This is a genomic window from Devosia nitrariae (genome assembly GCF_030160115.1).
GTDB lineage: Bacteria > Pseudomonadota > Alphaproteobacteria > Rhizobiales > Devosiaceae > Devosia > Devosia nitrariae.
In genome coordinates, this window is sequence record NZ_BSNS01000007.1 from 145,302 (window position 1) to 171,004 (window position 25,703).

24 protein-coding genes and 2 pseudogenes are annotated in these 25,703 nt (G+C 63.4%); 10 read left to right on the forward strand and 16 right to left on the reverse strand.

Going from position 1 to position 25,703, the window contains the following annotated elements; genetic code table 11:
• Positions 1–16: 16 nt before the first annotated feature.
• Positions 17–778 carry a DUF1829 domain-containing protein gene (locus tag QQK18_RS05920; RefSeq protein WP_284339385.1) on the reverse strand — a complete coding sequence of 254 codons (762 nt, stop codon included), beginning with the start codon at positions 776–778 and terminating at the stop codon, positions 17–19.
• On the reverse strand, positions 775–1,227 hold the full coding sequence (locus tag QQK18_RS05925) for a DUF6978 family protein (RefSeq protein ID WP_284339386.1): 453 nt from the start codon (positions 1,225–1,227) through the stop codon (positions 775–777). Before QQK18_RS05925 ends, QQK18_RS05920 begins: the two co-directional genes overlap by 4 nt.
• A 152-nt stretch (positions 1,228–1,379) precedes the next feature.
• On the opposite strand from QQK18_RS05925, the gene QQK18_RS05930 reads away from it, so the two are divergent.
• Positions 1,380–1,856 (forward strand): DUF6998 domain-containing protein, encoded by a 477-nt coding sequence (locus QQK18_RS05930; RefSeq protein ID WP_284339387.1) that lies wholly within the window; start codon positions 1,380–1,382, stop codon positions 1,854–1,856.
• A 7-nt stretch (positions 1,857–1,863) separates the two neighbouring features.
• A complete protein-coding gene (locus QQK18_RS05935) occupies positions 1,864–2,067 on the forward strand; it encodes a hypothetical protein (protein ID WP_284340006.1) in 204 nt (67 codons plus the stop codon).
• A gap of 60 nt (positions 2,068–2,127) precedes the next feature.
• Here the strand turns inward: QQK18_RS05935 and QQK18_RS05940 are convergent.
• The 3 genes and pseudogenes from QQK18_RS05940 to QQK18_RS05950 all read right to left on the reverse strand — a co-directional run.
• A pseudogene (locus tag QQK18_RS05940) lies at positions 2,128–2,461 on the reverse strand (hypothetical protein); the annotation flags it as partial.
• A 463-nt stretch (positions 2,462–2,924) separates the two neighbouring features.
• The gene (locus QQK18_RS05945) at positions 2,925–3,497 is read right to left on the reverse strand and encodes a DUF308 domain-containing protein (RefSeq protein ID WP_284339388.1); all 573 of its coding nucleotides are present in this window, start codon (positions 3,495–3,497) and stop codon (positions 2,925–2,927) included.
• Positions 3,498–3,554: 57 nt separating this feature from the next.
• A pseudogene (locus QQK18_RS05950) lies at positions 3,555–4,128 on the reverse strand (TetR/AcrR family transcriptional regulator).
• A gap of 116 nt (positions 4,129–4,244) precedes the next feature.
• On the opposite strand from QQK18_RS05950, the gene QQK18_RS05955 reads away from it, so the two are divergent.
• From QQK18_RS05955 to QQK18_RS27375, 3 genes are all read left to right on the forward strand, one after another.
• Entirely contained in the window at positions 4,245–4,931 is a 687-nt protein-coding gene (locus QQK18_RS05955; RefSeq protein WP_284339389.1) for a helix-turn-helix domain-containing protein, read from the forward strand.
• An 85-nt stretch (positions 4,932–5,016) separates the two neighbouring features.
• Entirely contained in the window at positions 5,017–5,592 is a 576-nt protein-coding gene (locus QQK18_RS05960) for a dihydrofolate reductase family protein (RefSeq protein ID WP_284339390.1), read from the forward strand.
• The gene (locus QQK18_RS27375; protein WP_348523208.1) at positions 5,564–5,986 is read left to right on the forward strand and encodes a CsbD family protein; all 423 of its coding nucleotides are present in this window, start codon (positions 5,564–5,566) and stop codon (positions 5,984–5,986) included. The genes QQK18_RS05960 and QQK18_RS27375 overlap by 29 nt, the downstream gene beginning before the upstream one ends.
• A gap of 262 nt (positions 5,987–6,248) precedes the next feature.
• Here the strand turns inward: QQK18_RS27375 and QQK18_RS05970 are convergent, their stop codons facing one another.
• Positions 6,249–7,379, reverse strand: coding sequence for an alpha/beta fold hydrolase (locus tag QQK18_RS05970; RefSeq protein WP_284339391.1), 1,131 nt, complete (start codon positions 7,377–7,379; stop codon positions 6,249–6,251).
• A 603-nt stretch (positions 7,380–7,982) separates the two neighbouring features.
• Positions 7,983–8,591: a CGNR zinc finger domain-containing protein gene (locus QQK18_RS05975; protein WP_284339392.1), complete on the reverse strand. Its 609-nt coding sequence runs from the start codon at positions 8,589–8,591 to the stop codon at positions 7,983–7,985.
• A gap of 83 nt (positions 8,592–8,674) precedes the next feature.
• Between QQK18_RS05975 and QQK18_RS05980 the strand changes: the two genes are divergently transcribed.
• Positions 8,675–9,547, forward strand: coding sequence for an alpha/beta fold hydrolase (locus QQK18_RS05980; RefSeq protein ID WP_284339393.1), 873 nt, complete (start codon positions 8,675–8,677; stop codon positions 9,545–9,547).
• 77 nt (positions 9,548–9,624) lie between these two features.
• Here the strand turns inward: QQK18_RS05980 and QQK18_RS05985 are convergent, their stop codons facing one another.
• From QQK18_RS05985 to QQK18_RS05995, 3 genes are read right to left on the reverse strand one after another with little or no spacing between them, the layout of a single operon-like run.
• Positions 9,625–11,235 (reverse strand): S41 family peptidase, encoded by a 1,611-nt coding sequence (locus QQK18_RS05985; RefSeq protein ID WP_284339394.1) that lies wholly within the window; start codon positions 11,233–11,235, stop codon positions 9,625–9,627.
• Positions 11,236–11,240: 5 nt separating this feature from the next.
• The gene (locus QQK18_RS05990; RefSeq protein WP_284339395.1) at positions 11,241–12,596 is read right to left on the reverse strand and encodes a SagB/ThcOx family dehydrogenase; all 1,356 of its coding nucleotides are present in this window, start codon (positions 12,594–12,596) and stop codon (positions 11,241–11,243) included.
• Positions 12,597–12,622: 26 nt separating this feature from the next.
• On the reverse strand, positions 12,623–14,866 hold the full coding sequence (locus QQK18_RS05995; RefSeq protein ID WP_284339396.1) for a TOMM precursor leader peptide-binding protein: 2,244 nt from the start codon (positions 14,864–14,866) through the stop codon (positions 12,623–12,625).
• A gap of 134 nt (positions 14,867–15,000) precedes the next feature.
• Between QQK18_RS05995 and QQK18_RS06000 the strand changes: the two genes are divergently transcribed.
• The 3 genes from QQK18_RS06000 (at position 15,001) to QQK18_RS06010 (ending at position 17,448) form a co-directional block, all read left to right on the forward strand.
• A complete protein-coding gene (locus QQK18_RS06000; protein WP_284339397.1) occupies positions 15,001–15,390 on the forward strand; it encodes a hypothetical protein in 390 nt (129 codons plus the stop codon).
• Positions 15,391–15,480: 90 nt separating this feature from the next.
• On the forward strand, positions 15,481–15,753 hold the full coding sequence (locus QQK18_RS06005; protein WP_284339398.1) for a hypothetical protein: 273 nt from the start codon (positions 15,481–15,483) through the stop codon (positions 15,751–15,753).
• Positions 15,754–16,536: 783 nt separating this feature from the next.
• Positions 16,537–17,448 (forward strand): aminoglycoside phosphotransferase family protein, encoded by a 912-nt coding sequence (locus QQK18_RS06010; RefSeq protein WP_284339399.1) that lies wholly within the window; start codon positions 16,537–16,539, stop codon positions 17,446–17,448.
• 42 nt (positions 17,449–17,490) lie between these two features.
• On the opposite strand, the gene QQK18_RS06015 is transcribed toward QQK18_RS06010, so the two are convergent.
• Entirely contained in the window at positions 17,491–18,861 is a 1,371-nt protein-coding gene (locus QQK18_RS06015; RefSeq protein WP_284339400.1) for a hypothetical protein, read from the reverse strand.
• 203 nt (positions 18,862–19,064) lie between these two features.
• Here QQK18_RS06015 and QQK18_RS06020 point away from each other — a divergent pair, with 203 nt between their 5' ends.
• Complete coding sequence (locus tag QQK18_RS06020; protein WP_284339401.1) at positions 19,065–19,739, forward strand: DUF2161 domain-containing phosphodiesterase; 675 nt, start codon at positions 19,065–19,067, stop codon at positions 19,737–19,739.
• Positions 19,740–19,982: 243 nt separating this feature from the next.
• Here QQK18_RS06020 and QQK18_RS06025 read toward each other — a convergent pair whose 3' ends face one another.
• The 5 genes from QQK18_RS06025 to QQK18_RS06045 all read right to left on the reverse strand — a co-directional run bounded on the left by QQK18_RS06025 (position 19,983) and on the right by QQK18_RS06045 (position 25,603).
• Positions 19,983–20,843, reverse strand: coding sequence for a CHRD domain-containing protein (locus tag QQK18_RS06025; RefSeq protein ID WP_284339402.1), 861 nt, complete (start codon positions 20,841–20,843; stop codon positions 19,983–19,985).
• 151 nt (positions 20,844–20,994) lie between these two features.
• The gene (locus QQK18_RS06030) at positions 20,995–21,453 is read right to left on the reverse strand and encodes a hypothetical protein (protein ID WP_284339403.1); all 459 of its coding nucleotides are present in this window, start codon (positions 21,451–21,453) and stop codon (positions 20,995–20,997) included.
• Positions 21,450–22,220: a c-type cytochrome gene (locus tag QQK18_RS06035; protein WP_284339404.1), complete on the reverse strand. Its 771-nt coding sequence runs from the start codon at positions 22,218–22,220 to the stop codon at positions 21,450–21,452. The genes QQK18_RS06030 and QQK18_RS06035 overlap by 4 nt, the downstream gene beginning before the upstream one ends.
• A gap of 139 nt (positions 22,221–22,359) precedes the next feature.
• The gene (locus QQK18_RS06040; RefSeq protein WP_284339406.1) at positions 22,360–23,436 is read right to left on the reverse strand and encodes a carboxypeptidase-like regulatory domain-containing protein; all 1,077 of its coding nucleotides are present in this window, start codon (positions 23,434–23,436) and stop codon (positions 22,360–22,362) included.
• Positions 23,437–23,491: 55 nt separating this feature from the next.
• The gene (locus QQK18_RS06045) at positions 23,492–25,603 is read right to left on the reverse strand and encodes an FAD-dependent oxidoreductase (protein ID WP_284339407.1); all 2,112 of its coding nucleotides are present in this window, start codon (positions 25,601–25,603) and stop codon (positions 23,492–23,494) included.
• Positions 25,604–25,703: the final 100 nt, after the last annotated feature.

Below are 25,703 nucleotides of genomic sequence, written 5' to 3' on the forward strand. Positions count from 1 at the left end.
CAGGCCCCAAGTAGGCTCAAGCGGCTAGCGCCTGCCTCACGTCGCCGCGATGACTCCACAGGACCGGCACGATCTCGTAGTTTGACAGCGCATCAATCACCGCCCCGGAGACCTCGCGCTCGTTGTCGTTGACGAAGGCGTAGAGCTTCAGCTGGTCGGGCCGCACCTCTCTGGTGTCGAGCCAGTCCATGATGACGGAGTCTGCGGCGCTCTTCACAGGATTGTTGATCGCCTTGATGACGCGCTCGGGGGCCTGCCGGGACTTCGGGATCAGAAAATCGAACCTGCGCGCAAAGCCGGATCGGCCGACGAACGACACGCCCTCCGAGTAGCGCACGTCGGACCGGTCCAGCCACGAGCGCACGTCCTCCATGAACAGGCTCGTCACATGCGGCTCGGCCAGGAAGAACATGTCACCGACGGCGAGCATGGCCTGCACCAAGGAGTGCTTCTTGAGTGCAAAGTTGTCAGCCGTTGCCCTGACTGTCAGTCGCCCATTGTCCTCGGCCACCCCGTACCCGGCCAACGTCATGCGCAAGAGCTGCTGCCGCTTCGGACTGTCCAGCCTGCAGCCCTCCTCGAGAAGCCCCCCGATCGTCGCCCCATCGTCGGTCAAGAAGTAGCCGTCCTCGGCCTTCTTCAGGAAGACCTGCAGGTAGTCGTTGTGGCGGTCGAGGTACGGAGCCGTGATCACCGTCCACTTGTCGAGCGTCTTCCATGCGGTCTTGTCGCGAAGCCAAGCGTGGTAGCGCTCCATGAGATCGTCGATCTCGCTCATTGCGTGAACAGGCTCTTCTTGATCTTCGGTGGTGTGACCACGTGGCAGTAGCGGAAGAAGTCTTCCAACGTCACCAAAGGGTCGTCGAGGTTCCGGAACAAACCCTGCGGCACTTCGATGGCGTATTTGAGTCCGTAGCCCTCCCGGTAGACGTGAAGGTGACGTGGCCCGATCTCCTCGCCATCGGGGTTCCGGTGGCCGGGACCGTCTAGATCGAGGCGCGCTAGACCGATGACCTTCCGGCCTCGCAGATGGTGGTTCCGCTTCTCGAGCATAATGGAGCTGCGGGTGAAGCTGATACAGAATTCTTCCCGACTGTCGGTACTGGCGAAGGGCATGTCCGCCCGGCCGCCTAAGTCAGGCAACTCCACCGGGTCCTCGGCGGTGCTGACCTTGTCCATCTTCAGCAGTTCTTTGGCCTCGTCCGCGCTGATTTCCAGTTCCGCCATACACCCCTCCTGCGGCAATTATGGCGTCCTAGTATTGACCGGACGTTACAGGTGCAATTCCTCCTCCTGGCGCTCTCGTGACCCCACAAGATGCCTTCAAAACTGCCGCCAGCCCAAATAGTATGGCCGCACTTATCACTGAGGCCCAATTCATGGGTTTTGTTCTTCCACCCGTCATCCGCGAGCTAATTGTCGCGCGCAATAAAGTGCGGGATCATTACGCCAGCTCTGCGCTGTCCTTCACCCTCGATGGTAACCTCGTGGGCGACTTGGGCGAAGCCTTGGCCGCCGACCTATTCGGTATCAAGCTGATCGCGCGTAACCGCACCGGCATTGATGGGTACGCGCCCGATGGCCGCTCGGTGCAAGTCAAAGCGAGTGGGACAAAACGCGGTCCAGCCTTTCGAATGGTGGACACTCGTGCTCAGCACCTGCTTTTCTTCCACCTGGACATGGACGCCTGCACGGCGCAGCTGCTGATCAACGGACCGGAAGAAATCGCGCTGGCAGTGCTCAAGGTGCCGTGGACGGGTCAGCGCATGGTATCCGTGCCGCAGATTCGTGCGGTCGATGCACGGGTGCCGGAAGAGTTGCGGCTCCAGCCAGCAGGTCGGCATCAAGTAAGGTGAGCTGAAGATGATTGATTTCAAAGAGATTCCCGACGGCGATGCCTGGGAAGCGTTCTATCGGGACTACCTGATGGCATTGGGGCTGGTCGTTAGCGTTCCGCCCGGATGCACACAATCTAACCGGCGCCATTCTAGCTCATCGATTTGCATCACTGCCTCGATCATGGGGGCGCAGCGGACGTCGTCGCCTTACGTTTCCGCCGCGGTGTGAAGCAGTAGCTGAACAGTCGCCGGGATCGTGACCTATGGATGGAGGGCTACGCCGCGGATCCGTAAGAAACGGCATGATGTCCACCCCATCCCCCGGAAACACAGAAAAATGCGGGTGGTTCTCGAAGGGGCGGGCGGCAGCCTCGATGCTCCCGGCTTCGACGACGATGTAGCCGCAGAAGGGGCTCACGGCGCCGGCGATGCCGTCCTTGGTCACGCGCGTCGTCTTGCCGACCATGCCGCCACGATCGGGGGACGATGCGGCGTTCCTCGCCTCCCATTCCGCCCACTGCTTCGACCGGCGGCGTCGATCGCGTCCTGCTCGGATTTGGGGAGGCTGCGAAAGCGGGCGAGGTCTTCCGGTTCATGGTGTAGACGGCGAGTAAGCGGGGCATGGCGCGCGCTCTTCGTGCTGGCGAAGGGCATGCGAGCCTAGCCTTGTCGCTCCCCGAAGTCACTTCGCACTCGCGCCGTGCCGGTGAGCACTCTTCCTACCGCACCCAACCCTCTGAGCACAGCTGCACACACCGCCTGGGTCCTCGCGTCGAAGCGCGAGGATGACATCGTGGGGTGGTGGGGCGGCAGTGCGAAAGCCTTCGCGGCGTCTCCACATTATCGCCTGAGGCCCGTGGATGAGCACTCCCGATCTCTCCGCCGGCCACCACGACCGCACCCCCACCGCCGTCATCCTCGCGCCTCGACGCGAGGACCCAGGCCGAGCGTGGAACCTGCGCGGGACGGGGGTGCGGTAGCTGTTGGATGCCGTGTGGCAGGGGCTGGCGCAATGCTTGGTAGCCAGCACCTCTGCGCAGAGGACTTAACCAACCACCAAGGCGTCATAACTCCTGTGCGAAGCCACTACCGCTGCTTGCGCAATCTCCTGCCAATGACCAGCGATATTGCCGAAACGAGAAAATAGACGGCGCCGAAGGCCGCGTATCCCGCAATCACAGGGATCACCGCTGGTACAGGCTGTTGCGCCTGGACGACGAAAAACGCGCCGGCAAGTGCTGATTGACCGCCGCTCAGGGCCATTGCCCATTGTGCGCCAGAAGATTTCCAGCGGCGGACCGCGGTGCCCAGTTGCAGCAGGCCCGATAGGATAGCCCACGCACCAAATACCGTGAGGACAGTGTTGAGGCCGATCTGCAGAGCCACGAGCACTGCCACTGTCGTGGCCAGGCTGACGAAAACATTGAAGGCTTGCGTGCGGTTGCGAGCTAACCCGCCGTTGCGGACGGCGTCGACATAGTTGGCCCCAGCATCCCAGAACGGGTAGATCACCAGCAGGATGGCGCCAGGAACGGCATAGTGTTGGCCGAGCGTTAGAGCGGATGCCACCCAGGCCGCAGAGAATGCCGCGCGGGAGAGGTAATACGAGGTGAGCCAGCGATCCTGAGTTGATCGGGCGAAGTCATCAATTGTCGTCATTTTCTCTATCTACTAGTTGGTAGGTGGAATGCGGCCTGATGTGATGGCCGAGTTGGGTCAGTTGGAGAGGCGATCGAGCATCGAAGCGGTGATCATGCCGAAGAGCTTCGTCGTGCACCCGTGCGGACAACATCCCGCCGTGCACCGCAGCCATGAAGGCCTCTGCTTCGGCCTGGGGCGGGTTTGAAAGTCGAAAGATCCCCACTTCGGCACCGCGTTCAAATACGGATGTGAGCCATTCCGACAAAGTCTCGAAATGAAGACGCACTTCGCCAGCCACTTCGGCCGGCAACACCGGCAGTTCGCTGGCCAGAAGCGCGCATACGCAGAAGGGTGCGCTTGCATCCGCAATGCACTTTTCCCAGTAACCGACGTAGCTTGAAAGCTGGTCGCGCGGGTCTGCGGCCGTCCGTTCAAGCTCGGCGAACCCGGCCCGCGCCTCCTCGCGATAACGAAAGACCAGCGTGCGCACCAGGTCGACCTTGCTTGGAAAATGATGGTGGATGCTGGCCTTGCGGATGCCGACGACCTCGGCAATGTCCGCATAGCTGAACCCGTTGTACCCCCCTGCGATAATCAGCGAGCGGGCACAGGCAAGGATATCGTCGGATGTCGTGGACAGGTTGGTCATAACGTTACCTACCTAATAGTAGGTAGGCTGCAAGGTTCGCGCTTTTCCGGCAGCGATTGTCGTCTCGGCCCCTGGTCAATCGTCCTATGAGTACCAACAGGGATGCGACGATCCGAATGCAACGCGCAGAAAAGCTGTTTCACATCGAAGAGCGGGCGGCCGATTCACCCTTTGTCGACAAGGTCTGGCGAGCGCGCAGCGTCTCCTCCCCGGCGTTCATTTCGGTCGCCGCAACTCACTGGCAGATCGTGATCTGGCAGCAGGCGGGTAAGACGCACGTCACCCTGCGGGGCCCGGAGACCAGGGCGACGGCAGTGCCGATCCCCGTGGACGCGGCGTTCGTTGGGGTCTGGTTCAAACTGGGTGCGTTCATGCCCGCCCTGCCCGTTTCAAGGCTCGTCGACCGCGACCTGACCGTGCCTGCGTCTGCCCGAGGCACGTTCCAGCTCGATGGCTCGGACTGGGAGATTCCCGGCTACGAGAACGTCGAGGTTTTTCTCGGGCGGCTTGCGCGTAAGAAACTTATCGCCTTCGATCCCATCGTCGTGGAGATCATGGAGGAGAGGGCAACAGACCTCTCCCGGCGCACCAGGGAACGCCGCGTTCGCGCGGCAACGGGACTGACTCTCGGCACGATCCGGCAGATCAATCGGGCGCAGAGGGCAACAGCGTTGCTGGATGCCGGAGCACCCATTGCAGATGTCGTCATCGAGGCCGGTTACGCCGACCAGGCGCACCTCACGCGATCGCTGAAGCGCTTCATGGGGCAGACGCCGCGCCGGATCTCGCGGGAGGCTGGCTGAGCCGCTGTCGCTTTCGTTCAATACAGGAATCAGGGCGTCGACTAGGTTCCGGCCGTCGCGAAATGGAAAAGCAATGGAGACCCGCATGCCGCGCAAATTGGTGGTGAGCGTCTACAGTTCCCTCGACGGTGTCGTTCAGGACCCCGTCGGCATGGAAAACTCCGGCCTTGGCAACTGGGTCGGCCCCTTCAGCCGTGGCCCCGAGGGCGACGAGATCATGCATGAGGAGCTTTGGGCGGCCGACATCGTGTTGCTGGGCCGGACCACCTATGAGGGGTTCGCCCCGGTGTGGCCGACCATCGACGATCCGGCGGGCTTTGCCAAGAAGCTCAACGCCATGCGCAAATACGTCGCCTCGAACACGCTCAAGGATGCGACGTGGACGAACACTTCGGTCCTGTCGGGGGATGTGGTCGGTGCCGTGCGTGATCTGAAGGCCGAGAGCGGGGGCGATATCGTCGTCTATGGCAGCGCAGGGCTCGTCCATTCGCTGCTACCGCAGGGCCTAGTCGACAAGGTGCACATGCTGATCTACCCCACCGTTCTCGGGCGCGGCACCAGGCTTTTCCCGGCAGGCTATGCCTCGGCCTTCGAGCTCGCAGATCTCAGGCGTCTGGGCTCCGGCATCGTCCATGCCGAATACCTTGCGAAGGCTGAGTGAGCTGTGGGCGCAAGCGCCCCTTTCCCGGAAGGCCGATCCGCTGACCACTTTGAGAGGCGCCCGGATTTACCCCTGGCCGCGGGCGCTGTTTGTCAGCCAGCGGGCTTCGCATTCCGCCGACGCTTCGCCATGGCCCGCCATCACAATTTCATCGACGAGGAACTTCCACGCATCTGTTCTGTTGATGTTCCCCAACCATGGAGGAACGACTGTGCACAAGGATGAGGTAAAGGGCTCCGGCAAAAAATTGCGCGGAGAAGTGAAGGACAAGGTCGGCAAGGCGACCGGCGACGACAAGATGCGCGCCGATGGCAAGGCCGACAAGGCGGAGGGCAGCATTCAGAAAGGCGTTGGCAAGGCCAAGGATGCTGCTCGAGACGCGCTCAAACATTGACGAATCTGGGCCGCGGGAAACGCGGCCCCCCTCTTACGTCTTTCACGCCTCGACGTCCCTGACCGTCATCGTCGGACATGACGTTGAAGGGCTCAGCATCTCCCTTCGACAGTTTCTCGACGAGCGCCTTCTCGCCGCGTGAGAGCGCCGGACTGTCGCACATGGCCTGACCACCCTCCCGCTCGGACAGCATTGCCCCGCTCATCGCGCGGCCATACCTCGCTTGCGTCGCGTTCGTTGCGCCGCCCTCCTCGCCTTGCGCCTATGCGCTCTTTGGCAGCACGCGCTCGACGAAGGCGCTGATCGCTGAATTGTACTGGTCGGCCCGCTCCAGCATGCCCATGTGATTGACGCCTTCGATCACCTCGAACTGAGCGCGCGGCGCCTGTCGGGCAAGCTCCCGGCTCGCGTCCGGCCTGGTGACGATGTCGGCTTCCCCCGCTATGACCAGTATCGGTACATCGGTATCCCGCAATGCTCCCGTGGCGTTCCAGCGGAACATGGCGAGGTTCCCCTTTTGCACCTCGCCCGGCGGATTCCTCGTCGCCAGCAGCGTGACGTGGTTGAGTTGGCTGCGGGTCACGTATTTGCCGAACCCGAGGCGGTTGGCGATATGGGCCGTTCCACTGAGATAGCTTTGCCAGGCGCTGAGCCAGGCAAGCGGCTGCAGGAGGATGGTGAGCCGCATGAGAGGCTCGAGCAGCGGCCAGCGGATCGCCTGCACGAAGCCCGACAGGATCATGGTCTTGAGTGGGTTGGTATAGGTGGTGTTGAGCAGCACCGCGCCGGCAACGCGCTCGAGGAAGAGCTCAGGACGATCGCGAGCCAGCGTCTGGATGGTCATGCCGCCTATGCTGTGCCCGACGAGGACCACCTTGTCGGCACCCGAGCGCAGGATGATCGAACCGAGTTCGGCCGCAAAGCTTTCGAGCGAAATGCGGCCCTTCGATCGGCCAAGGCCCGGCAGGTCCCAGACGATGATCCGGAAGGACTTGCCGAGAGATTGCCTGGCGTAGTGCCAGATGGTGCTGTCGAGCGCCCAGCCATGCGTGAGGATGAGCGTCGGGCCGCTCTGCAATCCCGTCTCTTCGATATAGATTTCCGAGCCACCCGGCTGTTCGACGATCTGCCCGGCGCCGCGCTCGGGCCGCGAGCGCTCACTCTTGTCGGGTCGGGCGAGGAGAGGAACCACGAGGAACTTGCCCAAAAACGAGAAGAGCCCGAGGCCCACCGCCACCCAGAGCCACCAGTCCTCCCGAACCCGGACCAGGTCGCCGTCTGCCTGCCGCACCAGGTCTCCTTCGTACCAGGCCCAGAGGAGGTATGCGGTCAGGCCAAGCAGCCCCAATGACACCAGCGTTGCCAGAAAGCGTACGATCGACAGGAAAGGCATGGGCGGGATCTCCGGAGCGCAACTATCAACCCCGGCCACACCGGTTCGTTCCTGCCCCAAATATGCAGCAGTACACGGTCCCCCGATGACTTGCCGATGTTGCGGCGCCGCAGGGCATCCATTATGTCAATGTCGGCTATATCGAGGACGCGGTGATTGATGTCGCGAGGCCCGAGATGCCGATTTCAATCCTGCGGTGTCCTGCGATGCCATGGCTGTCGACGCGCACATGGCGCACTGATGCTGCCTGCCGTTAAGCCAGGCGCCGCAGATCAAGGAATGACCTGGAGTAACTTGGCCTGGCTTAGGACCTTCCCCGCGCACATAGCGCGGTGACCCGGAGAGGGCTCCGGTCGTGCCGCCACCGACGACGATTTCCGTCGCCTGAAGGCGGGAACTCTCGTCGGATGCAAGGAAGACGACGGAGTTCGCCACCTCCTCTGCGCGAGGATTCCTCGTTGCCGCCAATGGAAAGCACCGCACGACCCATGCTGACAAACTCTAGAGCCTTGCGCGTTCTGACGAATTCAGAACGCCGGCTCTAGTCTTTGTTGTCGCAACGTTTTTTGCGCAAAGCCGGTAGCCACCTTTGCGCACGTTGCTCTAGTCATGCTCCCTGTGCCGCGACACCTTCTCGCGGTTGCCGCAGGTCCGCATGCTGCACCAGCGGCGTTTGCCGCCGCGGGAGGTGTCGAGGAACAGCCAGCCGCAGCGCGGACAGGAGCGCAGCCTTTCGCGCGGCAGGGTAAAGAAAGCTTCGACCGATAGCAGGGCGAGGAACGCCGTGACGGCGTCCGGGTGCCGCCATTCACTAGGGGAGAGTTCCGGGCGCGCGCCGTTCGGCGTAATGTCCCCGGCGGAAAGCCCGCTTGCCGCTGCGGAAAAGAGGAACCCCAGCGCCTCCATCGCAGGGGCCTTGCCCGCGGCGATCGCCCCGAAGACTCGGGCCGACACTTCGCGCAGCGCGTGCACCCGTTCCACGAACGCTTCACCCGGTATCCTGGCGACCGCTCCTGCCTGGCGCGCATCGGCAAGGCCCGATGCTTTGAACCAGTTTCCGATATCCCGGGCGGATTTGAGCAGTTCGTTATCCTCCTCGGGCCACCGCCGATTGAACACGGCGTTGGCAAGGTCGAGGGCGGGATGACCGCCTATGAAGTGCTCCGGCACCCAGGCCGTGTGATCGCTCGACAGGGAACGTAACCTTTTCAAAGGCATTATGCGGTTACAGCGCTGTAACCGTATTAATCCAATTATCAGGTTTCATCGCTGACGGCAAACCCAGGAGATGAGATATGCAGACCCATCATGAAACCGTCCAACAGCGATTGCGTCTCTCCAGCGGAACCGAGCTTACCTACGTTACCGCAGGCGATAGAGCGAACCCCGCTCTCTTGCTGCTGCACGGTTACGCCAGTTCATCCAAGACGTTCCGCGACGTGATACCCGTGCTGTCGCGCGTCGCCTACGTGGTCGCGCCGGACCTGCCCGGATACGGACAATCCGACCCTCTTGCCGAGCCTTCGTTTGCAGCGCTCGGCGACGCCGTCACCGAGCTGTTGCGCCACCTCGAGGTTGGGCAACGTTTCATCTATCTGCACGATTGGGGTGCGCCCGTCGGATTGCGGATCGCCATGCAATCGCCCGAGCTGGTGTCGGGCCTCATCATCCAGAACGCCAACGCGCACCACACCGGCTTTGCACCGCAATGGGAAGCAACGTTCGCCTACTGGTCCGATCCCACCCCGGAGAAAAAGGCTGAGGCGACATCGTTTCTCACCTTCGAAGACACGCGCGCCCAGTATACGCGCGACGTGCCGGCAGATGTCGTCGCCCGGATCGAGGGTGAGCCCTGGGTCGAAGACTGGAGGATTTTGAACCTGCCCGGCCGCATGGAGATGCAGCGCGCCCTTCTTGCCGACTACGGCAAATACGTCGCCCGGTTCGACGAGATCGGCGAATATTTCAAGGAGCGGCGGCCGCCGGCGCTGATGATCTGGGGCCGCCACGACGCCTTCTTCGACATCGCCGAAACGCTCTCCTGGATCGAGGATTTTCCGCGCATGGAAGCCCACATCCTCGACGGCGGACATTTCCTGCTCGAAACGCACGCCGAGGCGTCGGCCGCGCTGATGGGTGAGTTCATCGAGCGAACGCAGCGACCTTGAGCAGCCGCACCTGCCGGTTGAAGTTCCGGTCCCGCTCGCGGCAGCTGCGTCCGCTTTGCTCCCCGCCACCACAGCATTCAGCCGCCGGCGGCCAGAATCCCTCCAGCGAAGGCTATCAGGTCTTCATTGTTCTCCAGCACGTCCCTTCGCGTCAGTTGATACTGATGGTCGGCGAAGACGCCCAAGCCTTCCAGCGGCAGCCCGAGGCTGGGGCCGACACGCGTCGACCGTCTTACAGACAGGTCGATGTCTATGTTGGAAGGCAGAGGCTGGATGTCTGAACCACCGCCTTGGGCCGCGAACTGGCCGAGAACGCCATGGTTCCACACATTGGCGCCGCCCGCACCCGTGACCGGATCGACCCCCAGAATTTCCGCAAGTCCATTGTCCTGCATCCCGGCGGCGAAGAAATCAGTGGTGCTGTAGCAGAGCGCATCGATGATCACGACAACCCGGCCCGAATACACGCCCCTGGGACCGATCTCATCGGGTGTCAGCGCAAAACCCTGTGAGAACACGTCACCGGTTTCGTACTGCATGTCCAGCGAATGCTTCCAGGCCAGGAAAGGCGAAAGACCTCCGAGCCGCCGTACCGCCTGCGTATTGCGGAAGCTTACGGGGGCCGATTCAACCACGCGCCCGGTGAAGAGGCGCATCAACCCTTCACCCGCGGGGATCGAGCCACCGGGATTGGCTCTGACGTCGACGATAAGGCCGTTCTGCGGAAGCTGGCTCAGCAGGCCGGCAACTCTGTTCACGAAACCAGCGGGATCGGGCACCTCGAAGGAGAATATCCTGAGATAACCCCACTCGCCCGAAGGCGTCGCTACGGTCTTGGCCTGGACGATGTCGTCGAAGAGGTCGGACGCACCGGCCCGCTCGGTCGCTGGAGTCGCGCGGGTAAAAAGATCGTACCAGGTATTGTTGATGATCAATGTGTTGCGGTCGACCCCCTGAAACAGAACCCTGTTGGCCGATGCCGTGACATTGGCGATGCTGGCTGCGCTGCCCGTTTCGGGGAAATAGATCCGCCATGGAACCGATACGCTTCGATGGGCTCCCTTGTTCGAGCGATACGTGATTGTCACCCAGTCCTCGTCGGGTTGGGGCATGTAGCCGAGCGGCCGGGCGGTAAGCGAGCGAAGGGCAATCGCAACGCGGGCAAACGGATTGGCGCCTTCAGTGTTCCAGCTCAGCGCCTCGATATGTCGGCGGATGGGTGTGCCATTCCAGTGAGTGATCTCGACGCCTGGACCGAACTCGGCGTCGCCGGTGTCGGCCATTATCTTGCTGACAACCAGGTGACGCCCAGCCTGATCGAAGTAGCTCTCAACGGCGAAGGGCAAGTACGCGACCATGTCCCGCCACGGGCTTGGCAAGCGGATAGCAGTGTGCCGATCTCGGAGCCGGATCAGGATGTTGAATACCCGTCGAAAAAACTCCACGTCCGACGGCATGAAGGGAACTTCGTCCACCAGCAGCCTGGCATCTTGAACCGGATCAACTCCGAGCGAACTCCGCTTCAGCGGCAGGTGGACGTAGAATTGATCCAGCAGAACAACCAACTGGCGGGCGACGAGGTCCCAATGGTCGACCGACGTCGCGCTGGCGAGGTCACGAGCGCCGGCGAGCAGCAGTGATTGGGAGTAGAGGTCCTCAGCCTGGGCCTGCGTTGAAAAGAGAGCCATGCTGCTTACCCTGTGCCGGTTTCGCGTGCCGTTCCAAGCATGAACTCTCCGATCGATCCCTCCTCGAAATAGTTCGTGCCAGCGAGGCGGCACATCCTTTCGGAATTGCCGAGTCCCAACGCGCATCCGGCAAGGTTCATCGCCGTCGCGACCAGATAGAGTGTCTGATACAGAACGCCGACGTTCTTGAGCTGCGCCGCATAGGCCATGCCGGAGTACTTCCAGGTCACGCGATGGAACCGACTGGCGATCGTGATGAGCACCTGCGGTCTGCACATGCGCGCAGCCGACAGCCAGGCTTCGTCGAGCAAGGCCTCGACTTCATCATTGGCAGCCTGGATGAGGTTCAAGGTGTGCGCTGCCGCATCATAATAGTAGAAGCCGCGTCCAAGCCCGATGCAAACGTTGATCGTCACATAGAGCTCGAGCTCGTAGCTGGCTCCCCCGCTTGGGTAGGGTCGGGACGTGAACTCCCCGATATCAGTCTGGAAGCGATCCCGGACCCGGGCGGCGCGGTACAGAAACTCGCCAAGCTGGCCGATCGAGAGGGGACGATCAAAGTCCTGATCGCGGATCGAACGTCGCGACTCCAGTACAGCCGAGAACGGTGGATCCACGAGCGTTAGCGCGGCGATGTCAGGCCGGGGCAGCATGACCGAGTTCACGCTCCACCGATTGGCCTTTAGGGCGGGTTGCGGCGGCAACTGGCCCCTGAAACGAAAATCTCCCCCTATCGCAGCCGAATGGCGCCCCTTGCGGCTACGGCTGTGGAACAGAAGATCGTGAAACTCCCATTGTACCAGGTCGGCGCGCAGGTCCTCCGGTCGCCGCCCGTTGCCGTCGCACGCCTCGACAACGCCTGCATTTTGGAGGAGGAGCAGAAGCACCTGGACATGTTCGCGGCCTTCCAGCCACTGAATGCGGTCGGCGAGTCCGTCAACGGTTTGAGGTTCAGCCAACGTCGCAAACAGACCCGCCAATTCCGGCCGCAGGATCTCCGCAACAACCGGCAGCCGGGGCGTCTCGATTCGCAACCGGCCATCGCGGCCGGCGCGCATGAAGGCAAAGCGCGACAATCTCCACGACGCGGCCAAGCCTGCTGTGCCAAGGTTGAGCGGCTGATCCTCGATGGCGCATACGACCCGTATTGCTGGGTCGATCGCCCGATCCAGGAGGGTAAGCGCCCGCTGCTGCCAGAGGATATGCAGTGCCAGATAGACTTCCGGCAGCACCGTCTCAAAATCTCTGTCGATGTCGGCCACGGCGACAGGACCGGCCTCCAGGCTCCGCAGCAGACCCTCGGGAAGAGCGGCCGCACGTTGCCCGATCGTTCCGGCCGGCTCGGTGAGGGCCACAGCCATGCCCGCGTACGCCGTGACCTGTGCGCTCACAGGAACATGGGGATCGGGTTGAGATCCCCCTCCCTGGTCGCAGAGTCCCGCCAGCCGAGCTTGACAGGAACGTCGTAGAGACGTCCCGGCGCAAACCGGGCCCAGAAATGGCGAAGGCCCGGCGCAACCACTTTCACCACGCAAAGGTCGATATCAGGCCGCGTCTGATCGAGTACCATCACCTCGTGGCCTGCACGATCGAGGCGAGCGAGAATTTCCGCAAGGATCTCGTCGGTCTGGCCGACGGGGGGCCGGCTCCTGTCGCCGGCAACGGTCTTCTTGCCCCTTGCAGGCTCAAGATAGGGTTGGTTCGCGATAGTCGCGCTCGTCCACCAGTGGATCGCCTCATTGTCACCCAGCGCATAGGCGGTCGTGCCGTCGGGAGCGACATTGAGGAGGGCGGGGATGAACTGGTTGAGTTCCGTTAGCGCTCTGGTCAACGCGATCCGGGCGTCCAGATGAGCACCGAAACCCATCATGATGTCCTCGGTCGGACCACTGATGCGCCGGCTGATCGCGACAAACACGGGTACGCCCAGGTCGGCCGTGAGGTCGAGAACCCAGAATTCCCGACCGACGCCGGCGTAGAAGTCCTTCATCTGGCTGATATGGTCGTCGTCGATCGCGTTAAGGTCAACACCCGGACGACGGACCATGTTGTACCACCAAAGGCAGACGGCATCTCGCTCGATGAGCTCGAAAAGCCCTTGCAGGATGGCTTCGCTCAGCGTTCGTCCTGCGGCCGCGCCGTTGGAATCCGCCCAACAGAAGAACGGCTCCTGCTTGTAGGGGAAATTGTAATAGACATAGCTCGTGGGCAGGTAACGCACGCACTGACGCGAAAGCGACCAGAGCGGCGTCCAGCTTATCGGGTGGTCTTCCTGGAATGGCAGCGGCACCACCTGGAACCGGCTGTTGCGAGCCTGCCAGGCTTCCCGCTCCTGGTACTGCCGGTCACTGAAGAGCATTGCCGTCCGGGGATCGACCGCATCCTCGCCAAGCGCCGTGTAGGTGCTGACCAGCCTCGGATTGTCGTCGCGGAAAACCCCCGAGTACCGCTCGAGTGCTTCGCACAACGCACTCGTCTTGGCCTGGGCGTCGGTCCATCCCTTGCCAGAGCTGCGCGTGCGCAAACCGTCCTTCAGGAACCAGATCTGGTCGCTCTTGAGTGCGAAATTATGGCCCGCTACATAGCTTCTGATCGGACCGGCAGCGTGCCACATCGCCGGTTCGACATGGCTGACGACTCCCGAGTAGGGGCTGATGTGATGCTTGAGACGCTCGAATGTCACCTCCGGCGCTTCTGATCTCAAGCCGGCGTTGCTCTGCCGATAGGCGGCACTCTCGCTAAGGACGATCGGGCTGCCCGCCCTCGATGTGATCCCGGGGGATCCGCAGGCCGAACAGTGAGGTTGGCGCACAACATCATGGAAACTGAACGAGAAGGACACCTGGTCGGCGACAAGGAACCTCGATTCGATGGCTGGGTTCGATCCAGTCACCAGCCATCGCAGGAACTGGGTAGCGGCCATCGTGTTGGCCTGCAGCTCACCGAGACCGAAGCGAGCGTTGCTGACCGGGAACGGCCCCGGCCGGCCGCTCTTGGCTTCGACATAGGATTCCACCTCCCGGTTGGCGCTGAGGCGGGCCTCCAGGCATGTCCAGCAGGCTGTTCGGCCCGGCACGATCAGCGGCCCGATCCAAAGTAAAACGCCCACCGGTTTGACCAGGAGCAGGGGCATGCGTCGTTCAAGACAATGCCGGTTGATCTCCGCGAGCTCCGGGCGGAGGTAATCGTCGACCACCGCGATCCCGGCTACACCAGCTCCGTCCAACCGCAGGCCGGCGTTAGCCAGCGTGCCGCGCAGGGACGTCGGGTCGACGTCCCCGACCGCATGGACCTCCACCGAGCAGGACGACAGGAAGCTGGGAAGGAACCGGGTGTCCACGTCGAACTCGGACCAGAAAGCCGCGGCCGTCTTTGGCGCAGCGGTGTCGCCGTCCACCAGGTGTCCCTCCCGGAGCAGGACGTTGAGCGCATCATAGGCCTCCTGCGGCGCGACCCAAGGTCCGACCGTCTCGACGATCGCGTCGACGGAGCGGGTTCCATCGAGCAACGGAACGATGTGGAACAGGCTCGATCCTTCGAGGACGAACTTCTCCCGCTCCGCAAGCAGGAATATACCCTCGCCGTTCACATATTCGACGTGATATTTGCGCTTGAGCTGCGGCCTGAGCATCTGGGGCCCGGTTCCCACTTTTTCGCATCCCGCGCTAAGCGCTGAACATCGTCCCCCAGCAGGTCGAGGATGATGCGCTTGGGCTGCTGCTCTGCGGCCCGATACCGCCGCAGAATGTGGCAAAGGATCCCAACGTGCCGGCGTTGGTAAGACCCGCACCCTGCACGCCCATCTCGGCGGTAATGGCCGATCCAAATGTTCCTGCCGTTCCAGCGGTACCGGCCGTGCCACAGAACGAGCCGGCACTGCCGAAGGTGGCCGCCGAGCCCCAACAGTCAAACTGGGCCGCCGTGCCGGACGGAGCGAGACGCGCGGTGGCCGCCGTGCCTGACAGTCGGGTGGAGCTGGCTGACGTGCCCCCCATCGTCGCGCCGCCCATCGATGCCCCGGTCTCTGCCGTGATTGCCGAGCCGAACGTGCCGGCCGTCGCGGCCGTACCGGCCGTCCCGCACACGCTGCCGAACGATCCGGCCGTCCCGAATGAACCCAGGCAATCGAATGCCGCCCCGCAGGCCGATGGCTGAAGGCGGCTTGCCATCGTACCGCTCAGCGCAGTCGAACGGACCGCGCCCGAGCTGGGTGCCCAGCAAGGTAGACACGCCTGGGTACCCGTCGTGCCTGTCGAGATCGTGGCTGCTGTCGCCCCTGACGTGGCCGTCCCCATTGTCGCTGAGGTTGCACCCAATCGGCCTGCCCCACCCGACGTTGGTGTCGTCTCGGCGGTGATTGCCGAACCGAAAGAGCCAGCCGTCCCCGCGGTGCCTGCCGTACCGCAGAAGGAGCCGACGCTGCCGAAGGTCGCCGCCGAGCCCCAGCAGTCGAACGCCGCACCGGAGCCTGCGGGGGAAAGACGCATCGCCATGGTGCCGGACAACTGGGTGGACTGAGCTGCACCGCCTGTCGTCGCCCCACTGCCCAGACACGGATAGCTTCCGCAGGGATAGCTTGCGCCGGGGTAGGTCGCGCCGGGATAGGTCGCAGTTGTCGCGGCGGCAGTTCCGGGCACGGCCGAAAGGCCCGTGGGTCCAGTGGTTGTCGCCGCCCCTCCCGTCGCCATCGTCCGTCCTCCTGCCTGTGTCGACATGGTGCCTACACCCTGAGCATTCGCCGCGCTGGACTGCTGCTCCTGGAAAAGGGCAAGCGCATCGAGCGCTGGCTGCAGATGCGTTTTGACGTAATCGGAAATCTGTTTATCGGTGGCGTCGCTATAGCCGTGTTCTGCCAAGACCGTCTTCGGATCTTTCTCGAGCCGGGTTCGAAATGCCTCGTTCACGGCGGCCTGCGCCAGCACCTTCGCCCAAGCGATCTTGAAATCGGCCGTCTCAAAATCTGCCACTTTCGAACCCCCTCGGCTCGACCTCCCGCGGCGTAATTCTACCGGCAAAGAGGCATTGGCAGCACCAAAGTTGCCTGAGCAGTAAATCAATATCTACTCAATCATAATGGTAACGCAATAAACTCAAATCTGTCTTTAACCGAAGTTGTTTCAAGTTGTTCTGTGAGTTATAACTTCCTACCTCGAAGTCCTATAAGTCGTTCCTATCAATGAACATTTGCGAACGGGCATCACCTAATAGCATCGCATCCCAGCCGCATTGCTCCGGTTCCCTTGCGCGCCGCCACCAGGGTGCAATCTTGCACCCTTTCGTCCACATTGTTTGGGAAAGCCAATGAGCAACCGCGACGCGAAACTCGAGGCGGGCAAGTTCCCGGTTGATGTCGACCTCGTGCAGCGGCTTGTTGCGCAGCAGTTCCCGCAATGGGCGGACCTGCCCATCCGCCCGGTCGCGATGGATGGGTGGGACAACTGGACGTTTCACCTCGGCGAGCGCATGAAGGTGCGGTTGCCTTCGGGTGAGGGTTATGCCGAGCAGGCCGCCAAGGAGAGCCACTGGCTGCCGCGTCTGGCGCCGCACCTGCCGGTCGAAGTGCCGGTCCCAATCGCGGTCGGCGGGCCGGCAGAGGGCTATCCGTGGTCATGGTCCATCTACCAGTGGATCGACGGCGAGTCGGTGACACGCCACATCGACAAGCTGGCACTGGCGGAGGACATCGCCAGGTTCCTCAACGCCCTGCAGGCGATCGACCCGAGGGAAGGTCCGGCGCCGGGACAGCACAGCTTCCTGCGGGGTGCCGACCCGATGGAGGCCTATGGCGCGGATGCGCGCCGTTACGTCGATGCGCTCGACGGCGACATCGACACGAGGGCGGCCTACGCCATACTCGATGCCGCTGCGCAAGTCCCCGCAACGAAGCCGGTGTGGGTCCATGGCGACATCGCCGTCGGCAATTTCCTTGCCCGCGACGGGCGACTTTCCGCCGTCATCGACTTCGGCTGCGCCGCCGTCGGCGACCCATCATGCGATCTCGTTCTCGCCTGGGTGTTTCTCGAGGGCGAGAGCCGGGCCGCGTTCCGTTCGCTGGTCAATGTGGATGAAGCGACCTGGGCGCGAGGCCGCGTCTGGGCACTGTGGAAAGCCGCGCTGCTCGCGGCCAACAACCAGAGCGTGCACCCGGAGGAGAACGTGCCTCTCGAGGTCATCGCGGCGGTGATCGCCGATCATCGAGAGCGAGCGCGTTGAACTCCAGGTTGTTGTGACAATCATGGTTCGCCGGGCGCGACGCTACCCCGCGCGGGCCGCGATGATGTGAGGCCTGGCCACGCTATCCGCACGCCAGAGGAGCCAGCCAAAGCCCGCCCAGGACATCAGCACCGGCGCGCTGCGCAGGAGTGCCTCCGGCGTAGAGAAGCGAGGCAGCACCCATTCGAGGAGGGGGTTGCGATACTGGCCCGGTGCAGACATACCACCGCCGGCACAGATCAGCGATATCGCCAGACTGATGAAGAGCAAGGTCAGGGCGACCATACGCGCCGCGCCCTCGCGGGGCCAGGCGAAGGCCAATGCCAGCGCAAGAAGCGGCAGGGCCGGAACGAGATGCCGCGGCCCGACGGACCAGCCTCCGTTCCAGTAGACATAGCCGGCGTTGATGGCGAGCTGACTGATGAACGCAAGCATGACGATCACTGCCACCGCCCGCGTGTCCTGCCTTCTGGCCATGGCTACCAACCCGAACGGGGCCAGGAGCAGTATCGGTGAGAGCGGCAGCAGCCCGCGATAGGTACCGAAAAGCAGTTCGGCAATGACCGCGGGATCGGGCAGACCCACACCAAAAAAGCCCTGCTGCATGCCCTCGAAGCCGACCACGTTCGCGTAGCCCAGCACAAAGGGATCGCCGAAGGCGAGCTGATTGTAGAGCACCAGCGGCATTGCGCCGATGGTTCCGCCGATCGCCAGCCCGCAAAGGCATGCGACAAGGTTCCCGCCGCGGGCTGCAAGGCCGAGCGCCAGGAGACCGATCAGCATCGCGGCCGGGGCGGTGGTGAGCTCGACCACGGCGCAATAGCCGAGCACAACGCCCGCCGCGCCCCAGAGCAGCAGGCGTTTCTCGTTCGCCGCCAAGAACACCAGCGCCAGCGCGATCACCAGCAGGCTCCCCGACACCGAGTGCGAGAAGAACGCCGTGGACCACCCCAGAAACGGAGTTCCGAGCGCCAGCGCGCCGGCGGCGAACACTGCCCCCGCGGATGGAGCACCCAGGCGTCGCGCAACGAGGAAGACGAGAGCAACCGCGAGTGCGGAAACCAGGCAATTGGTTCCGATGGTTGCGACGACCGCGTAGCGGTCGAAAACCTGCGGGTCCGTCCAGTCCGTCGACCAACCCAGCATCGCGAACACGGTGCGTGCGGCAGCCACGACTGGAATGGCGAGGAAGGAAAGGCCCGGCGTCTTGTCCGCGTAAAACTGTCCGCCGAACTTCGCCTTGTCGATCGTGCGCGCCGCGACCTTGTCGATGGTCAGTTGCCCGTCCTCAACGATGGAAAGCGTCAGCCCCAGGCGGGTGACGACCTGGGCGCCACTATCCTGCGGGCTAAGCCAGATGAAGGCCCAGAAGGCGAGGCAGAAGATGATGACGGCGACGAAACGGTCGTTCATGCCGCTCTATCCATGGCCAAGGCGGTTTCCTCTGCCGGTGCACGGCAACAACGGCAAAGGCCTCACGCCGTTCCATGCGGCGCACCTCAGTTCGTCGCGCAGGCTGAGGCACGGGGGCGGATGCCGCCTGTGCGGCGATCGTGTTTACCTGCCGTTCAGTCCGAGGCGGCGATCATTGGGCCGGTGAACCGATTGGTGGAAGCATGCTGGAAACCTCCCTTTACGGCCCTGTAAAAGGCTTCCTCGAGAGCCTGGGCTTTGTCGTCCAGGGCGAAATCGGGGGTTGCGACCTGCTGGCGCTGAGCGATGGTTCCCCGCCGATCGTGGTCGTTTGCGAACTGAAGTTGAAGTTCAATCTTGAACTTGTCCTGCAGGGTGTCGACCGTATGGCTGTCAGCGATGAAGTCTGGCTGGCGGCATGCGTTTCGAAACGAGGCAAGGGGCGGGAGAGCGATGTCCGGTTTCGCAATCTCTGTCGCCGTCTCGGCTTTGGCCTGCTCGGCATCTCGCAGGCCGGCAAGGTCGAGATACTGCTCAGTCCGGTGGCATTGGCGCCGCGCCGCGATCCACGGCGCCGATCGAGATTGATCGACGAGCACCGGCGCCGGCAAGGCGATCCGGTCGCCGGCGGCGGTTCGCGTGCGCCGATCATGACGGCTTACCGCCAGGAAGCCTTATCCTGCGCCGCCGCCCTTGCGGATGGTCCCAAGCGACCACGCGATTTGAAGCCCGAAAGGCCAAACGCGCCCAAGATATTGCTGCACAATGTCTATGGCTGGTTCGCACGAACCGATCGCGGCATCTACGACCTGACCAAGGCCGGCCGGGAAGCGCTCGAGCGCTGGCCACAGCACCTGCAGTCGACGCCCGCCGAGTGAGAAGCGCCTCTTCACGTTGAGAGCGCCTTGGTTCCGACGCTACCGCCCATCGCCGCGGCGCCCACGTGATAGGATTGCCGGACGCCGCGACCGTCTATTTTAGACCTCCCGCTCCGACTGGATCGGAGCGGGGAAGGCAATAGAGCGTTTTCAGCAAAAGTGGACACCACTTTTGCGGTTCGAAAACGCGAGAATCCAATCACTTAGAGCTCCCGTTCCGATTCAATCGGAACGGGAAAGGCTCTAGTCGTCTTCTGCTTCTGGTGGCAGTTGCGCGCGCAGCTCGCCGTCGGGATACATGGCTGTGTGGATGTTGAGATACCACATGCCCGCCCGTAGGTCGGCGGCCTGCTCGTCGGTCAGCTTCGCCTCTCCGCTGACCTGCGTCGTCGGTCCCGTCGGTGTTCCCGGCTGAGGTTCGGGCGCAGGTTCGACGTCGGGAGCCGGTGGCTCGGCAGGTTCCTCTGTCGTTTCCTCGGTGCCCTCCGCCGTCGACGGCTCCACGGGCGCCTGCTCTGCCGGTGACATTGCAGGCTCTTCCGTCGGCTCCTCCGGAGCTTCCGCTGCCGGCGAATCTACGGGCGCTTGTTCCGCCGGTGACATCGCAGGTTCTTCCGTCGGCTCCTCGGGAGCTTCCGCTGCCGGCAACTCCACCGGCGCTTGCTCCGCCGGTGACTGGGCAGGCTCTTCTGTCGGCTCCTCCATCGTCTCGGCTGGCGGTGGCTCTGCGGGTTCTCCGGTGGGCTCGGCCGGAACCACGGGCCCTGCGTCCGCCGGCGCGTCCGGTTCGGCGCCGGTAGTCGCCAGCGCGATGTCGACGGGGATGACCGGGTCTGCAGTCTCGTTCGGATTGGCCGGACCGTGGAAATGGGCTGCGGTGGCAGGGCCCGTGAGACCCCGGTAGTTGATGCTCCACTTCAGCAATCCGGTGTCGGTGTCGAAGTCGGCGATCACCCGGCCGGTGCCCGTGGACTCGTTCGGCGGCACTTCGGCAGCGCCGGTAAGATCAGCCGAGAAATTCAGTACCTCGGCCGATGCCGGCGCAATCGAAAGCAGCAGCGCGAGAGTGGTTGCTGTGTAGATCGAGGATAGATGGGCATGCATCGAACGTCTCCTTTGCAGTCTCGTGCGCGTCGAACGCGGCCCCGGGCTACGCTCTAGATCGCGATGCGATTTGGTTGAAAATCTCGCGCTCTAGCTCCTTGTTGTCGCGAGACTTTCTGCAAAGAACCGGTATCCGCTTTTGCATCTCGCTCTAGTTTGCCGGCGGCGCTGGGGCGTTGTCGCCGCCAGCCGGTTGGTCTGGCTCGCCTGCCATGCCAGCAACACACTCGGCGCTGGAACTGAGGAAGTTGCTGCCGAGCGCTCCGGTCAGGAACACACGGCCTCCCGGATCCAGCACCGCGGTGAGCGCGTGGCTCCCCTCAACTCTTGCAAATGGCACCGACCAGTTTACCGCCGCGCCTGAGGCAATCGGGTCGGTCCCCGTATTGCGGATGATCACGTCGTAGCCTGAAACGCTGCAGACGACGCCGGGATCACCCGGCTCCTGCTGGCCGGGCGTCGTCGCCGCAGGCGCATCGCCCGCTGGTTCCTGGGCGAGCGCGGCACCCGAAACGAGAAGCCAGAGCGTGACAGCCACACCCGCCGACAGCGTCGCCCGGTCCGAGACCCTGCGGCATGTGGTTGGCGAGCGTGCGTTGGCGTTTGTCATGGTTGCTCTTCGATCACGATGCGGGCGAGTGCCGCGGGATCGACCGGAAGCTCGGTGTCGCCGGCCGGTGCCTCGCTGACGGACAGCATATAGGCGATGATGTCCACATACTCCTGATCGGGGAGCGATGCCGGGTTGTTCTGCGGCATCGTCGTCTTGGTCATCTCGAAGAGGGTTGCGAGTGTGCGCCCGTTCCAGTCGCGCAGGAATGCCGCCCGCGCCAGCGGCGGGGTCGACTTCATGTCGGGATCGTCGGCCGCCCCGTTCAGCCTGCGGCCATGGCACCTGGTGCATGCGTCATACGCCTCTTCGCCCCGCTCCGCCTGCTCGGCGGTAAACACCCCATCCCAGATCGAAGCCTGGTCGCCGGTGTCCGCCTGGTCGCCGGTGTCAGCCGAGGCGTCGAGAAGCGGGGTGACCTCTTCGGCGGCCACCTCACCGAAGGTATTGCCCCAGCTGTTGCGAACGTAGGTGGCGAGCGCGGCGATCTCCTCGGCCGTCAGGTCCGGAAAGGCGGGCATGGCGCCCTTGCCCTCATGGATATTGGTCACGATCAGGGAAAGATCCTCGAGATTGGCGTTACCCGCCAGTTCCGGAAAGCTTCCGGCCACGCCCTGGCCCTCGGGCTGGTGGCACACGGCGCAATGCTGCTCGTAGAGCTGTTGGCCCTGCGTCAGGAGCTCGGACTGCGCGAGCGCGGGCAGAGCCGCCGCCGGGGCGGCTGTCACGAGCAATGCACCAATGACGCGGATCGCAGCTTTCGGCATGATCGGTTCCTTCCTTCTTCGAGCGCTCCTCTGGAGCGTTCTCAGCAAAAGCATCTTCCCACTTCTGCGGTTCCAAACGCGGCCATTCAAAAACCTGGAGCTCCCGTTCGACTCCTTCGGAACGGGAAAGGCTCTGGTGTCAGGCCCACAGCTCGGCTGCAGTCGGCCCCCGGTCGACGGTCAGTTCGGCGCGGATCGAGGTATCGGCCGCCACTTGGCTGTCAGCGCGATAGGGAACGTGCCTGGGACCGGAAACGAATATCCTGTAGGTGCCCTTGGGGACGCGGACCTCAGCGTGCCCGTCAGCATCGGTGAACACCCGATAGGGATGGACCACGACCTTGGCGCCCTTGATCGGCGCCTGCGTCGCCTTGTCGATCGCCTCGACGGAAATGACGCATTCGGGCTGCCGCACCGACCTGACGCCAAAGCGGGCCGTCTGCTGTTCATGCGGAATATCCGTGTCGGCGCCCGGCGCGGTCACGGTCCAGTCGTGCAATCCCTCTGCCGCCGGAGCGCTTGCTTCCACCTGCGCATAATAGAGCGCAGCCGTGCCCGGCCAGGGTTCATCGCCGAGCGTTCCCGTTGCTATTGCGTCGCCGTGCTCGTTGCTGACGGCGAAGGTCCAGCCGGTCGGTCCGCATTGCGAAGAGCATTTGACCCCGAGCGTGAAGCGGAAGGTCTCGCCGGCAACGATTGCCGTGGGGACATCCCAGACCAGGATGCTGGTCGCGTGCGCCTTGACGACGAGCCGGAACGGCGTGGTGACCTCGGCGTAGTCGATGCCATCGGCGGTGTGGGCCGGCAACACGGCGAGCCAGGTGTGCTCACCCGGCTCGAGGGGTGCCGTGAGCACGAGTTCGTCCGTAAAGTTGATCTCGCCGTCGAAGTCGGAGATCTCGGCTTCGCCCACAAGCGAGCCGCCCTCGTTCTGGATGAGGAGCGACAGTTGCGTAAGGTCCCGGACCGGCAGGCATTCGACGATGCCGATGAGCGTCAGCTCGGCGCCCGCATCGACCTCGGCGGGCCCGGCGTCCTCGTCCCCGGAATCAGCCTCCAGCTCTTGCGTCTCCGGCTCGGCCGGCTCGGTGAACGGGGTGATCCTGCCGGGTGTGACGTCCACAGTGACAATGCATGCCGCCTGCGGCTCCAACTCCTCGGTGTCGCCGGAGTCTTCGCGAAAATCCGCATCCCGCTCTGAATCTTGTGCTGCCATTTCAACTCACTCGAACCGGGGCTCCGGTGGGGCGGCGCCCCACCGGAATTGGGGATCAGACCGCGGCTTCCGCTGCGGCGTGAGTGCCGGCTATGAAGCCATGGACATGGCCCTTGCCCAAGCCGTGCTTGTTGATGCCCCCGACGGCCTCGCCGCCGGCATAAAGACCGGGGATAGCCCTGCCTTGGGTATCGATGACCTGCTGCCGGCCGTTGACGCGCAGGCCCCCATAGGAGTCGTGCCAGATGACCATGATCGAGAGCGCGTAGAAGGGCGGCTGCATGATCGCGTTCATCGGAGCTTCGACGTGCCGTTCGAAATCGGGATCCTCGCCGGCCTCGACATAGGAGTTCCAGGTCTCCACGGTTTCTTCGAGGTAGTTCAGCGGAACGCGCTGGAACGGGTGCCCGGCGTAGATCTTTGCGGCGAGGTCGGGAATCGTATCGGCGGTGAAGTAGTAGCCGTTCTCCTCGTTGACGTAGGGGAAGCGCATCTCCCACCCGGTGCGCTCGATCGCGGCCTCGTCGAAGATCGCCCAGAGCGGCCCCGAATAGTAGTGCGGGGGCTGGGATCCCTCGTTCATGGCCAAGGCAGCGTCCATGCCATGATCATAGCTGTACATCTGCCGCACCCATTCGTGCCGGCAGTTACGCCAATCGAGCGGAATATGGTCGAGCCCGGCATTCGGCACGCCCGACTCCGGTCCCCCCGGATAGCGCGCCGCGCCGCCTCTGATAGGCAGCCGCACCTCGTTGAAGAAGCGCTTGCCGACCTGGTTGACGGCAATGAACTCCTCAAAGCCGGTATTGCCGACATTGATACCAGTGGACCCCCGGAAGACGAAGGTCGGGTGACCCGGATACATGTCGGTATAGGCATCCCGGGTCCCGAGCCGCGTCGGGATATGGAACGTGGTGGGATAGGAGAGATTCTGCTGCATGCCAGCCATGTTCGCTCCGACCTTGAGCGCGGCGATCAGGGCACTGCCGTCCTGTCCGTGTGGCCCTTGCAGGGCATAGCCGCTGGTGTTGAAGGCGGGCTCGCGCATCGCAGGGTAGAACATCGAGCGCAGTTCCGGATTGCCGGCAAGCCCGCCGCTGGCGAGGATGACGGCCTTCTTGGCCCGGATGCGCACGACCTCGCGCCGCTCGTCGATATTGCCGTTCTGCCAGTAGCTCTCGAGGCGTTCTCCCGTCTCGGGGTTGATCCTGGGGGAATAATGGGCGCTGATCCCCAGTATCCTGCCCGCCGAGGGTTGTTCGCGGATCAGTTCGTCGAAGTGGCGGTGGAGCATGAACTGCACGCCCTTCTCGCGCGCCGAGAACTCCAGGGGTCTCGCCAGCGCGACACCATTCTGCACCGCGTTGGGGCCGACCGTCTCGGTCGCCTCCTCCATCTTGACCGGGGCCAACGGGCTGGTCCGCTCGTCATCGGCGACGCCCGCATCCTCGGCGGTGATGGTGCCGGCCTTGATGTCGGTCACGTCGCCCAGCATCAGGAAGCAGAACGGCGCCCGGGCTCGCGACATGCCGCCGCCGCCATGCGTGCCGCTCACCCGGGTGAAGCGAATATAGTTCCTCATCAGGAACTCGCGGGTCGGCGGGCAGTTTTCCGCCCAGGCACGGTTCTGCTCGCGCTCGTTGTATCTGAACGGACTTTGGGCCTTGGTGTCGACGATCGACCAGTCGGTCATGTCTTTGAACAACAGCTCGACGTCGTCGTCGAGCTCCGCCGGCTCCTCGACCGGAGGTACGGTGATGAACCCCTCGGCATCGCCTCTGCCTTCCATGTCCCGCTTCTGGATGGCGTCGCCGCCGCCGAGCGACAGGAACGAGCCGCTGTGCAGCATACGCCCGCCGAGATCGAAGTTCTGATCGACCACGAGAACGGTGGCGCCGAGGTCCCGCGCCCTTATGGCTGCGGTGATACCGGCGCACCCGCCGCCGGCGATGACGACGTCTGCTTCATAGTCCCATGGAATGGAGTCTGCTTTTTCCTGCGCCATCGCGGCGCCGGCACCGCTCAACGCTGCGGCGCCGAGCACGCCTGCGGCGGCACCTTGCCTGAAGAACTCCCGTCTACTGAGTCCTTTTTCTTCCGGTTCGGACGCGGGGCGCGTCCTGTTCTTGAGACGGTACGCACGGCGCAAGTTGGGGCGCTTAGCCATCTGCTCCTCCTCCCGAGCTAACGACTTTCCCCCAACGATCAAGATCATACGTCCGGCGCGCGGCGCTGAGCAACTACTTCACAACAATGCGATTTTGTTT

Bases quoted from the DNA above. Each gene is read 5' to 3' on its own strand.
- QQK18_RS05925 (WP_284339386.1), bottom strand. From the start codon at position 1,227: ATGGCGGAACTGGAAATCAGCGCGGACGAGGCCAAAGAACTGCTGAAG.
- QQK18_RS05990 (WP_284339395.1), bottom strand. From the start codon at position 12,596: ATGGCTGTGGCCCTCACCGAGCCGGCCGGAACGATCGGGCAACGTGCG.
- QQK18_RS06030 (WP_284339403.1), bottom strand. From the start codon at position 21,453: ATGACAAACGCCAACGCACGCTCGCCAACCACATGCCGCAGGGTCTCG.
- QQK18_RS06040 (WP_284339406.1), bottom strand. From the start codon at position 23,436: ATGGCAGCACAAGATTCAGAGCGGGATGCGGATTTTCGCGAAGACTCC.
- QQK18_RS06020 (WP_284339401.1), top strand. From the start codon at position 19,065: ATGCTGGAAACCTCCCTTTACGGCCCTGTAAAAGGCTTCCTCGAGAGC.
- QQK18_RS06010 (WP_284339399.1), top strand. From the start codon at position 16,537: ATGAGCAACCGCGACGCGAAACTCGAGGCGGGCAAGTTCCCGGTTGAT.
- QQK18_RS06035 (WP_284339404.1), bottom strand. From the start codon at position 22,220: ATGCCGAAAGCTGCGATCCGCGTCATTGGTGCATTGCTCGTGACAGCC.
- QQK18_RS05955 (WP_284339389.1), top strand. From the start codon at position 4,245: ATGCAACGCGCAGAAAAGCTGTTTCACATCGAAGAGCGGGCGGCCGAT.
- QQK18_RS06015 (WP_284339400.1), bottom strand. From the start codon at position 18,861: ATGAACGACCGTTTCGTCGCCGTCATCATCTTCTGCCTCGCCTTCTGG.
- QQK18_RS05970 (WP_284339391.1), bottom strand. From the start codon at position 7,379: ATGCCTTTCCTGTCGATCGTACGCTTTCTGGCAACGCTGGTGTCATTG.
- QQK18_RS05960 (WP_284339390.1), top strand. From the start codon at position 5,017: ATGCCGCGCAAATTGGTGGTGAGCGTCTACAGTTCCCTCGACGGTGTC.
- QQK18_RS05935 (WP_284340006.1), top strand. From the start codon at position 1,864: ATGATTGATTTCAAAGAGATTCCCGACGGCGATGCCTGGGAAGCGTTC.
- QQK18_RS06025 (WP_284339402.1), bottom strand. From the start codon at position 20,843: ATGCATGCCCATCTATCCTCGATCTACACAGCAACCACTCTCGCGCTG.
- QQK18_RS27375 (WP_348523208.1), top strand. From the start codon at position 5,564: ATGCCGAATACCTTGCGAAGGCTGAGTGAGCTGTGGGCGCAAGCGCCC.
- QQK18_RS05980 (WP_284339393.1), top strand. From the start codon at position 8,675: ATGCAGACCCATCATGAAACCGTCCAACAGCGATTGCGTCTCTCCAGC.
- QQK18_RS06045 (WP_284339407.1), bottom strand. From the start codon at position 25,603: ATGGCTAAGCGCCCCAACTTGCGCCGTGCGTACCGTCTCAAGAACAGG.
- QQK18_RS05930 (WP_284339387.1), top strand. From the start codon at position 1,380: ATGGGTTTTGTTCTTCCACCCGTCATCCGCGAGCTAATTGTCGCGCGC.
- QQK18_RS05920 (WP_284339385.1), bottom strand. From the start codon at position 778: ATGAGCGAGATCGACGATCTCATGGAGCGCTACCACGCTTGGCTTCGC.
- QQK18_RS05995 (WP_284339396.1), bottom strand. From the start codon at position 14,866: ATGCTCAGGCCGCAGCTCAAGCGCAAATATCACGTCGAATATGTGAAC.
- QQK18_RS05985 (WP_284339394.1), bottom strand. From the start codon at position 11,235: ATGGCTCTCTTTTCAACGCAGGCCCAGGCTGAGGACCTCTACTCCCAA.
- QQK18_RS05945 (WP_284339388.1), bottom strand. From the start codon at position 3,497: ATGACGACAATTGATGACTTCGCCCGATCAACTCAGGATCGCTGGCTC.